2 protein-coding genes are annotated in these 1,995 nt (G+C 71.7%); one reads left to right on the top strand and one right to left on the bottom strand.

Translation table 11 applies throughout. The annotated features are described in order from the left end of the window. Positions 1-935, bottom strand: a 935-nt coding sequence (locus ACIBVN_RS60785) for a helix-turn-helix domain-containing protein (protein WP_397152019.1), incomplete at its 3' end; no start/stop codon positions are given. A 101-nt stretch (positions 936-1,036) separates the two neighbouring features. Here ACIBVN_RS60785 and ACIBVN_RS60780 point away from each other — a divergent pair. Further along, a partial coding sequence (locus ACIBVN_RS60780; RefSeq protein ID WP_397152017.1) for a saccharopine dehydrogenase family protein occupies positions 1,037-1,995 on the top strand: 959 nt, incomplete at its 3' end.

Here is a 1,995-nt window from a genome sequence, read left to right as displayed (position 1 = left end):
GTGCGGCGGTAGGTGTCCGGTGGTACGCCGATCGTGCGGTGGAAGTGGCGGCGCAGTGTCGTCGCCGTGCCCATGCCCGTGGCCGAGGCGATGGTGTCGATGCTGTCGTGGGTGGTCTCCAGCAGTTCCTGTGCGCGGCGGATCCGCTGGGTCATCAGCCACTGCAGCGGGGTGGTGCCGGTTATCGAGCGGAAGTGGCGGGTCAGGTGGCGCGAGCTCATGTTCGCCTGGCGGGCCAGGTTCTCCACGGTGAGCGGCTGGTCCAGTCGGCGCATCACCCAGGCGAGGAGCTCGGCCAGGGGATGGCCGTCCTGGGCGGGCACCGGTGTGGCGACGAACTGGGCCTGGCCGCCGGCCCGGTGAGGCGGCACGACCAGACGGCGGGCGACCACGTTGGCGATCGCCGAGCCGTGATCGCGGCGGACCAGATGCAGGCACAGGTCCATCGCTGCGGCCTTGCCCGCGGACGTGAGCACGTTGCCGTTGTCGACGTAGAGCACGTCCCGGTCGACCTCCACCCGGGGATAGCGCGTGGCGAGCTCCTCGGTGTGGGCCCAGTGTGTGGTCGCGCGCAGCCCGTCCAGCAGGCCGGCGGCGGCGAGCACGAACACGCCCGTGCACAGGGAGACCACCCGCGCGCCCGACTCGTGAGCCGCGCGCACCGCCTCGACCAGGTCGGCCGGCGGGTCCTCCTCGACGTCCGCCAAGGCGGGGACGATCACGGTGCCGGAGTGCGCCAGCCGGTCCAGCCCGCAGTCGGGCTCCAGCAGGAACCGGCCGACCCGGACGGCATGCGTGCCGCACACACTGACGTCGTACCAGGGGCCCGGCACGGCGTCCGGGCGGGAGCCGAACACCTCGTAGGCCAGGCCCAGCTCGAAGTGGAGCATCCCGTCGGTAGCGGCGAGGGCGACGGAGCGCGGGACAGAACTCATGTCCGGAATTGTACGGGTCATGTCGTTCCGGACGCTGGCACCAGTGAGCCCGCTGGGACAGGATTTCCGACGTGGATCACTTTGAGCAGGTGGGAGCGGATATGGGATCGGGTCGGAACGTGGCGGTGTTCGGCGCCTACGGGCACACCGGGCGGTTCGTGGTAGCGGAGTTGCGCGAGCGCGGATACCACCCGCTGCTCCTCGGTCGCGACCAGCACAAGCTGCAGGCGCTGGCGCACGCCAATCCAGGGCTCGAGGCGCGGCAGGCTTCGGTTGACGATCCGGCCTCGCTCGACCGCGCGCTGAACGGCGCGGTCGCCGTGATCAACTGTGCCGGGCCCTTCGCCTCGACCGGCGCCCCGCTGGTCGAGGCGGCGCTGCGCGCAGGCATCCCGTATGTCGACGTGGCGGCCGAGATCGAGGCGAACGTCGACACCTTCGCGCACTTCGCCGAGCGCGCCCGCGCCGCGGGCACCGTGGTGGTCCCGGCGATGGCCTTCTACGGCGGCCTCGGCGACCTGCTGGTCACCACCGCGATGGGCGACTGGACAGCAGCCGACGAGGCGCACATCGCCTACGGCCTGAACAGCTGGCACCCCACCGCCGGAACACTCGCCTCCGGCGTGGTCTCCGGGCAGCGACGGGGCGGCCGCCGCGTCCGCTACACCGACGGACGGCTGGAGTACCACGACGACGCCCTGCCCACCCTGGAATGGCCCTTCCCGGCCCCGCTCGGCCCTCAGAAGGTCATCGGCGAGTTCACCATGGCCGACGTCGTCACCATTCCCAGCCACCTAGCCATCCCAGAGGTGCGCACCTACATGGCCGCCAAGGCTGCCGGAGACCTGTCCACTCCTGACGCCTCGGCACCCACCGCCGTCGACGAGCGCGGCCGCTCCGCGCAGACCTTCGTCGTCGACGTCCTGGTCCGCTCCGGCGGCACCGAACGCCGCCTGTCCGCCACCGGTCAGGACATCTACGCCATCAGCGCGCCGCTCGCGGTGGAGGCCGTCAACCGCATCCTCACCGGCCGCACCAAGACCACCGGCGTCGCCTCCGC

Origin of the sequence: Nonomuraea sp. NPDC049400 (genome assembly GCF_044466425.1) — a bacterium.
Taxonomy (GTDB): Bacteria; Actinomycetota; Actinomycetes; order Streptosporangiales; family Streptosporangiaceae; genus Nonomuraea.
Note: the sequence above shows the minus strand (reverse complement) of the source record. Positions and strands in the feature narration are given on the sequence as shown.